Origin of the sequence: Pseudoflavonifractor capillosus, assembly GCF_016899775.1 — a bacterium.
GTDB lineage: Bacteria > Bacillota > Clostridia > Oscillospirales > Oscillospiraceae > Lawsonibacter.
On the sequence record NZ_JACJJE010000087.1, the window covers coordinates 1 to 8,687 of the forward strand.

Here is an 8,687-nt window from a genome sequence, read left to right on the forward strand (position 1 = left end):
GCGCCTTTGCGATAACCGGAATGCTCTCCTAATTGGGCCCCCGTAAATGGGGGTCCAGGGGGTGGGGCACATAGAGGATGAGGCGCAGCCGAATCCGATTGGCCCCACCCCTTGGTGCCTCTTTGGCTTCTTTCTGGGCATCCAGAAAGAAGCTCGCCGCCCGTAGGCGGCGAAACTCCCTGCGACAAACGAAAACGCTCTATGATCGCCCCCTTATCCGCCTCGCATACGCTCGGCACCCGTCCCTATCCCCTCTGTCTCGCTTTGCTCGACATCTCCCCTTGACAAAGGGAGTCGGCCCCCGAGGGGAAGGCTTATGAAAGAACAGGCGGCGAAATTCCAAAAAGAAAAACCGCCTCCCTGCGGAACTATCCACAGGAAAGCGGTTTTTTGTGGAAAAATCAGTAGGCCAGCTTCTCCTCCAGCCAGGCCTTCAGCTCAGAAATAGGCACACGGACCTGCGCTCCCACAAACGCGGGCGTTTGTGGGGCCCCAAGGCAGATTTTAAATCCTCGGGCGGAGTGAATCCGCCCTCCGGCGAGATTTTGGCTGCGCCAAAATGCTCGGGTCCCGCCGCTGCGCGGCGGAGCATGGAGCAGGGGGAAACGCAGCAGCTTAGTAGGCCAGCTTCTCCTCCAGCCAGGCTTTCAGCTGGTCGATGGGCACTCTTACCTGCTCCATGGTGTCCCGGTCCCGGATGGTGACGGCGTTGTCCGCGGGGGTTTTGTCGTCGCCCACGGTCTCGAAGTCCACGGTGATGCAGTAGGGAGTGCCGATCTCGTCCTGGCGGCGGTAGCGCTTGCCAATGGAGCCGGCGTCGTCGTAGTCCACCATGAAGTACTTACTCAGCTCGGTCTGGATCTCCCGGGCCTTGTCGCCCAGCTTCTTGGACAGGGGCAGGATGGCGCACTTGAAGGGGGCCAGAGCGGGGTGCAGGCGCAGGACGGTGCGCACGTCGTTCTTGGCCTCGTCCACCACCTCCTCGTCGTAGGCGTCCACCAGGAAGGCCAGGGTGACGCGGTCGGCGCCCAGGGAGGGCTCGATGACGTAGGGGATATAGTGCTCGTTCTTCTCCTGGTCGAAGTAGGTCATATCCTTGCCGGAGGTGTTCTGGTGGGCGGTCAGGTCGAAGTTGGTGCGGGAGGCTACGCCCCACAGCTCACCCCAGCCGAAGGGGAAGACGAACTCAAAGTCGGTGGTGGCGTTGGAGTAGTGGGAGAGCTCCTCCGGGTCGTGGTCCCGCAGCCGCAGGTTCTCGTCCCGCATGCCCAGGTTCAGCAGCCACTGATGGCAGAAGTCCTTCCAGTAGGCAAACCAGTCCAGCTCGGTGCCGGGGGTGCAGAAGAACTCCAGCTCCATCTGCTCAAACTCCCGGGTACGGAAGGTGAAGTTGCCCGGGGTGATCTCGTTGCGGAAGGACTTGCCAATCTGGCACACGCCGAAGGGCAGTTTTCTCCGGGTGGTGCGCTGGACGTTCTGGAAGTTGACAAAGATGCCCTGGGCGGTCTCGGGGCGCAGGTAGACGGTGTTCTTGGCATCCTCAGTGACGCCCTGGAAGGTCTTGAACATCAGGTTGAACTGGCGGATGTCGGTCCAGTTGTGCTTGCCGCAGGTGGGGCAGGGGATGTTGTGCTCCTCCACGAACTCCTTCATCTGGGCCTGGGTCATGGCGTCCACGCTGTGGCCCAGGTCAAAGCTGTTCTCCTGGCACCAGTCCTCGATGACCTTGTCGGCGCGGAAGCGCTCCTTGCACTCCTTACAGTCCATCAGCGGGTCGGAGAAGCCGCCCACGTGGCCGGAGGCCACCCACACCTGGGGGTTCATCAGGATGGCCGCGTCCAGGCCCACGTTATAGGGGTTCTCCTGGACGAACTTCTTCCACCAGGCCTTCTTCACGTTGTTCTTCAGCTCCACGCCCAGGGGGCCGTAGTCCCAGGTGTTGGCCAGGCCGCCGTAGATCTCGGACCCGGCGAAGATGAAGCCCCGGCCCTTACACAGGTTTACGATTTTTTCCATGGTCTTTTCGCTGTTTTTCATGATAAAACTCCTTTTATTCCTAGCATTGGATGGTTTTTTGATTGATATACATTTCCAAGAGGGGGAAGCAGGGTTTGGAATTGGTTCGTTTTGCGCGGGGGAGTTTCGCCGCCTGCGGGCGGCGAGTTCCTTTGCCCATGGCGGCAAAGGAACCAAAACGCCCCCGGGGTGAGCTCAGGATGGGCACTTACGTGCCCATATTCGCCCACCCCGGACCCCATTACGGGGGACGCGCTCCTGGTTGGTTGGAGCGGAAGCTCCGGCGCGCAAAATCTGAGTGAGCATCTAAATTCCCGCCGGGCCACTGGGCCCTGGGTTTGCAAAATTTATTCCTGGTGCGGTTCAACTGCTGCGCCTGGCGTTGTAGAGCCAACGATCCGGTGTATGTGTTGCCGTAGGGGCGATCCTTGCAGCCGCCTGTTCTCCCATGCTCCACGTTGCCTGCAGGGCACAGCCTCCGTCCAAATAAAAACGCCCCGAGCCGGAAAAGGCTCAGGGCGAATCAAACGATCCGTGGTTCCACCTGAATTTGTACCAGAGGTACACACTCGACCCCCGTAACGTGGGGAGACGGCGGGCCATTGCCTGCCCGCGCTCCAGAGGGCCTTCCCGCCGCGCCTTCGTGGGATTCGCACCGGCCATCCCATCTCTGAAACACCCGGCCCGGGGTACTGTTCTCTGTCGTCGCTTTTGGATTTGCAACTCATTGTAATATACATTTTTCCACCTGTCAAGAGCCGGATGTGGAGATTTGGTCCTGTTTTTTCCGGGAAAATGTGCTATCATAGAGATACAAAAAATATAGAGGAGGGACCCGCTATGAAATTGTGGAAACCGGTTGTCTGCCTGCTCCTGTCCGGACTGCTACTCTCCGCCTGCGCCGCCCCGGCGGGCTCCGCCTCCAGCGGGGCGGAGGGGAATCCAGGCGGGAGCTCTGAGGCCGGCCCGGAGACAGCCCCCATAGAGTCCGGCCTGGACCTGGAGGAGCTGGGGGTGACGGAGGAAAACTACCCCCGGGTGGACGGCTCCACCTCCACCCTGGGCATCGTCCAGGCCGCCTATGAGGCGGTGTTCGGCCCGGAGTCCATGGATGAGGAGGGCTACCCCTGGGAGGCCTCCAAGACGGTGCCCTCCTATGAGAAGCTCATCGCCGGGGAGCTGGACCTGATCCTGGCCCCCTCCCCCTCCGCCGATGTGCTGAACCAGGCCAAGGAGGCGGGGGTGGAGCTGGAACTTGCTCAGGTGGCCGCCGAGGCCCTGATCTTCATCACCCCGGCGGAGAACACCGCCTCCAATATCACCGGAGACCAGGTGCGGGACATCTATCTGCACAACGGCATCGCCAGCTGGACGGAGCTGGGGGGCCCGGACCGGACGCTGGTGCCCATCTGCCGCAACGCCGACAGCGGCAGTCAGTCCCAGCTGGACAACCTGATTTTGAAGGGGGAGCCCATGGACCCCTCCATCCAGGAGAACTACGTGGAGCTGACTATGGAGGGGATGCTGGAGCAGACCGCCTTTTACCACACCGGCGGGATGTTCGGCCAGCCCAGCGACAGCTACGCCCTGGGCTATACCCTGTTTACCTATCTTCAGAACATGGACGAGTTCACCGGGATCGCCTCCTCCCTGAAGATTCTGGACTACGAGGGGGTGCCCGCCACCGCCCAGACCATCTCCGGGGGGAGCTACCCCCTGACCGACGGCTATTACGCCGTCACCCGGGCGGATCTGCCGGAGGACCACCCGGCCCGGGTCCTGACCCGCTGGCTGCGGTCGGAGGAGGGGCAGGTGGCCATCCTCTCCCGGGGCTTCCTGCCCGTCTATCTGGACCAACTGCCGCCCCAGGACACCGAGGAGAACGCCCGTCAGGTGGTGCTGGACTACTACAGCAGCTGTGACATTCAGGAGGTGACTCTGGTCGGCCGGGAGGGGGACCGGATCACATTTCAGGTCCAGGCGGAGTCCGGGGGCCTGAGCAGCCTGTGCACCATCACCCTGGAGTTCTACCCCCGGGGCTGGCAGGTGGTCAGCGCCGACCTGCCTCCAGGCGTCTGAGGCGCACCCCGCGCCCTCCTTCGGAAACTGCTCTCCCCGCAGGGGAGGGTAGAACCGCCCGCGGGCGGTGACCCCCCTAAAGCAAGAATGCGCTCTGTAGAAAACAGCAGTTTTTCTACAGAGCGTTTTTATTCTCAGCCTGAAATTTAAAGGGCCAGCACCCGCAGGGTAAACGTCAGAGTCATCACCACCACCCCCATGCTGGCGCAGGCATCCAGAAACAGCGCCCGGCGGCGGGCCCTTCTGGCCCTGGTCCGGCGGGGGCTGGGGGCGCTCTCCCGGGGGAGGAGGACGAGATTTTCCTCTGCCTCCTCCGGTTCCTGTTGGGCCTGGGCCAGCCGGCGGCGGTACTCAGTCAGGTCCACCACATTGCCGGTGTGGCGGATAAAGTTTCCAGTGGTGTAGTACAGGGTCTGCATCGTCTCTCCCTCCAATAAATGCCCGGCGGGCGGATTGGCCGGAAACCGGCCTGTTATGTACATCATATTGGGCCGCCCGTCCCATAGTCGGGACTTTTCCGGCGCTCCCCTCAAAAAATCAAACGTATGTTCGTATTTAAAATACAACAAATGTTCGATTCTGTCAAGAGCTGTCGAACAGGTTTTCGGTTTTCCACACTTTCCACCGAGTTTTCCACATAGATTTCCCCAGGGTTCCGCTTTTCTGCCAAAAGCCGCCAGGAAAAGGAGGGGGCAAATTTGTGTGAGATTTTTTGCAAATTCGTTGCGTTTCCCACCAAAGAGCGGTATAATATACCATCTGAATGAATTTCAGGGGAATGTTTCCCCGGGGCGGTCTGCTCCGGCGGAAGCGATTCCTTCGTTTTGGCACGTCCGGACGAACTTGGACGGGCCGGTGTGTCTTCGGATTGATTGCAGGAGGATTCAAGAAATGCGGAACGAGAAATTGAGAAATGTTGCCATTATCGCCCACGTCGACCATGGCAAAACCGCCCCACAGGACTAACGTCCTGCGGGGAACCCCGCAATTTTAAAATGCTCGGCGGAAGTGAATTCCGCCTGCGCCAAGGTTTTGTCCTGCGGACAAAACACTTGCACGCGCCATTCGGCGCGCCCCATCCAAGATGGGGCCCCGAGTGGTTTTGCCATAGATCAGTAGGAGGATTCAAGAAATGCGGAACGAAAAATTGAGAAATGTTGCCATTATCGCCCACGTCGACCATGGCAAAACCACTCTGGTGGACCAAATGCTCAAGCAGTCCGGCGTGTACCGGGAGAACCAGGCCGTGGTGGAGCGGGTCATGGACTCCAACGACCTGGAGCGGGAGCGGGGCATCACCATCCTGGCCAAGAACACCGCTGTGGAGTACAACGGCGTGAAGATCAACATTGTGGACACCCCGGGCCACGCCGACTTCGGCGGCGAGGTGGAGCGCATCCTGAAGATGGTCAACGGCGTCATCCTGCTGGTGGACGCCGCCGAGGGCCCCATGCCCCAGACCCGCTTCGTGCTGTCCAAGGCCCTGGAGCTGGGCCACCGGGTCATCGTGGTGGTCAACAAGATCGACCGCCCCGACCAGCGGGTGTACGAGGTCATCGACGAAGTGCTGGAGCTGCTCATGGACCTGAACGCCACCGACGAGCAGCTGGACTCCCCCATGCTGTTCTGCTCCGGCCGGCAGGGCACCGCCTCCGTCCAGCCCGACGAGGCGGGCAGCGACCTGAAGCCCCTGTTCGACACCATCCTGGAGTATATCCCCGCCCCCGAGGCGGATGTGGACGCCCCCTTCCAGATGCTGGTCTCCTCCATCGACTACAACGAGTTTGTGGGCCGCATCGCCATCGGCCGCATTGAGCGGGGCGTGATCAAGCAGAACCAGGAGATCGCCGTATGCAACTACCACGATCCGGACGCCGCCCCCAAGAAGGCCAAGGCCACCGCTCTCTATGAGTTCGACGGCCTGGCCAAGGTCCCCGTCCAGGAGGCCACCGCCGGCAACATCATCGCCATGAGCGGCATCGGCGACGTGACCATCGGCGACACCATCTGTGCCCCTGACTGTGTGGAGCCCATCGAGTTCGTCAAGATCTCCGCCCCCACCATCGAGATGACCTTCTCCGTCAACGACTCCCCCTTCGCCGGTCGGGAGGGCAAGTTCGTCACCAGCCGCCAGCTCCGGGACCGGCTGTTCCGGGAGACCCTGAAGGACGTGTCCCTGAAGGTGTCCGAGGTGGAGAACTCCACCGACTCCTTCAATGTGGCCGGCCGGGGCGAGATGTCCCTGTCCATCCTCATGGAGACCATGCGCCGGGAGGGCTATGAGTTCCAGGTGTCTCCCCCCCGGGTGCTCTACCAGGAGATCGACGGCAAGAAGTGCGAGCCCATGGAGCTGCTGGTGGCCGACGTGCCCAACGACTATACCGGAGCGGTCATCAACAAGCTCCAGTCCCGGCGGGCCGACCTGCAGAACATGACTCCGGTGGGGAACCGCACCAAGCTGGAGTTTATGGTCCCCTCCCGGGGCCTGTTCGGCTACCGCAACGAGTTTTTGACCGATACCAAGGGGGAGGGCATCATGGCCTCCGTCTTTGACCACTATGAGCCCATGCGCGGGGACATCCAGCGCCGTTCCACCGGCTCTCTGGTGGCCTTCGAGACCGGCGAGGCGGTGACCTACGGCCTCTTCAACGCCCAGGAGCGGGGCACCCTGTTCATCGGCCCGGGCACCCCGGTGTACGCCGGCATGATCGTGGGCGAGACCCCCAAGGCGGAGGACATCTCCGTCAACGTGTGCAAGAAGAAGCAGCTGACCAACATGCGGGCCTCCGGCTCCGACGAAGCGCTGCGCCTGACGCCTCCCAAGCAGATGTCCATGGAGCAGTGCCTGGAGTTCCTGGCCGACGACGAGCTGCTGGAGTGCACCCCCGAAAATTTACGCCTGCGCAAGCGCGTCCTGGACCACGGTGAGCGCATGAAGCTGGCCTCTAAGAAAAAGGGGTAAGTTTTTCTGTCCCTGAAGAATTCAAAGAACACGCTCCGCATCGCCGAAAACCGGCGATGCGGAGCGTGTTTGCTTTACAGATTGATCCCGCTGACAGGCCGCGGCGCGGCCATTCTGCACTGGCGGTCCTGCGGTTCGCTTCCATATCAAACGCCCTATATCGGGTTTCTCTCAAAAAAGTGATCTACAGACAATCCAAACCCCGGTCCAGTATGGTATCATGATATCAATGTCCGGCACTCTCTGAACAGGGCCGGGATTTCAATTTCCAGGGGGCGAATATGATGTCCATCCATACAGACGCGCAAACCATCATCCAGGAGGCCCTGACGGCCTGCCTGCCCGACCAGGCGGTGCGCCGGGCCCTGGAGGGCCGGACCTTCGGCGCGGGCCGCGTCTTTCTTGTGGCCGTGGGCAAGGCGGCCTGGCAGATGGCCCACTGCACCGCCCGGCTGCTGGGGGACCGGCTGGAGGCCGGGGTGGTGGTGACCAAGCACGGCCACAGCCGGGGGGAGATCCCCCGGTGCACCGTCTATGAGGGGGGGCACCCGGTCCCCGATGAGGACTCCTTCCGGGGCACTCGGGCGGCCATGGAGCTGGTGGAGGACCTGGCGGCGGAGGACACGGTGGTGTTCCTGGTGTCCGGCGGGGGCTCCGCCTTGTTTGAGTGTCCTCTCATCCCGGCGGAGGAGCTCTCCCATCTGACCCAGGCCATGCTGGCCTGCGGGGCGGACATTGTGGAGATGAACACCGTCCGCAAGCGGCTGTCCGCCGTGAAAGGGGGGAGGTTCGCCCAGCTGTGCGCCCCGGCCCGGGTGTTCTCCATCGTCCTGTCCGATATTCTGGGGGACCCCCTGGACATGATCGCCTCCGGCCCCGCCTACCCGGACCAGTCCACCTGCGCGCAGGCCCAGGAGGTGGCGGAGAAGTACCAGCTCCCACTGTCGCCCCAGGCCCGCACCCTCCTCCAAGAGGAGACCCCCAAGGCACTGGACAATGTGGAGACGGTGATCACCGGCAGCGTCCGGGAGCTGTGCGCCGCCGCCGGAGCGGCCTGCCGGCGGCTGGGCTATGAGCCGGTCCTGCTCACCGACCAGCTGTGCTGTCAGGCCAAAGAGGCGGGCTCCTTCCTGGCCTCCATCGCCAGGACCCACCAGGACACTCAGAAATCTCTGGCCTTTCTGGCTGGAGGCGAGACAGTGGTCCTCCTCACCGGCCAGGGGAAAGGGGGCCGCAACCAGGAGCTGGCCCTCTCCGCCGCCCAGGGGATCGCGGGACTGGCGGATACTCTGATCTTCTCCCTGGGCTCCGACGGCACCGACGGCCCCACCGACGCGGCGGGGGGACTGGTGGACGGAACCACCAAGGACCGCCTGGAGGCGGCGGGCCTCACCATTCACCAGGTTCTGGCGGAAAACGACGCCTACCACGCCCTGGACCGGGTGGACGGTCTCATCCGCACCGGTCCCACCGGCACCAACGTAAACGACGTGGCAGTGGTGCTCATCAAACGATAAACGATAAGAAAGCGGGAGGAACGTGAGTTCCTCCCGCTCAGTCTGTCAAAAAACAAGCACAAAGCCCCCATATCTGGTAAAATAGAAACAGATATGGGGGCGAAAAAATGGAA

General features: G+C 62.1%; 5 protein-coding genes and 1 other annotated feature. Of the genes, 3 read left to right on the top strand and 2 right to left on the bottom strand.

The window, feature by feature from the left end; all coding sequences use genetic code 11:
- Window positions 1–615: 615 nt before the first annotated feature.
- Entirely contained in the window at window positions 616–2,037 is a 1,422-nt protein-coding gene (locus H6B31_RS15710) for a glycine--tRNA ligase (RefSeq protein ID WP_204899363.1), read from the bottom strand.
- A 490-nt stretch (window positions 2,038–2,527) separates the two neighbouring features.
- Window positions 2,528–2,731: a binding site (T-box leader), on the bottom strand.
- A gap of 125 nt (window positions 2,732–2,856) precedes the next feature.
- On the opposite strand from H6B31_RS15710, the gene H6B31_RS15715 reads away from it, so the two are divergent.
- Window positions 2,857–4,095 (top strand): PstS family phosphate ABC transporter substrate-binding protein, encoded by a 1,239-nt coding sequence (locus tag H6B31_RS15715; RefSeq protein ID WP_204899364.1) that lies wholly within the window; start codon window positions 2,857–2,859, stop codon window positions 4,093–4,095.
- Window positions 4,096–4,241: 146 nt separating this feature from the next.
- On the opposite strand, the gene H6B31_RS15720 is transcribed toward H6B31_RS15715, so the two are convergent.
- A complete protein-coding gene (locus tag H6B31_RS15720; protein ID WP_204899365.1) occupies window positions 4,242–4,514 on the bottom strand; it encodes a hypothetical protein in 273 nt (90 codons plus the stop codon).
- 713 nt (window positions 4,515–5,227) lie between these two features.
- Here H6B31_RS15720 and typA point away from each other — a divergent pair.
- Window positions 5,228–7,057, top strand: a complete 1,830-nt coding sequence (typA, locus tag H6B31_RS15725; protein WP_087290759.1) for a translational GTPase TypA — start codon at window positions 5,228–5,230, stop codon at window positions 7,055–7,057.
- A gap of 284 nt (window positions 7,058–7,341) precedes the next feature.
- Complete coding sequence (locus H6B31_RS15730) at window positions 7,342–8,574, top strand: glycerate kinase type-2 family protein (protein WP_204899366.1); 1,233 nt, start codon at window positions 7,342–7,344, stop codon at window positions 8,572–8,574.
- Window positions 8,575–8,687: the final 113 nt, after the last annotated feature.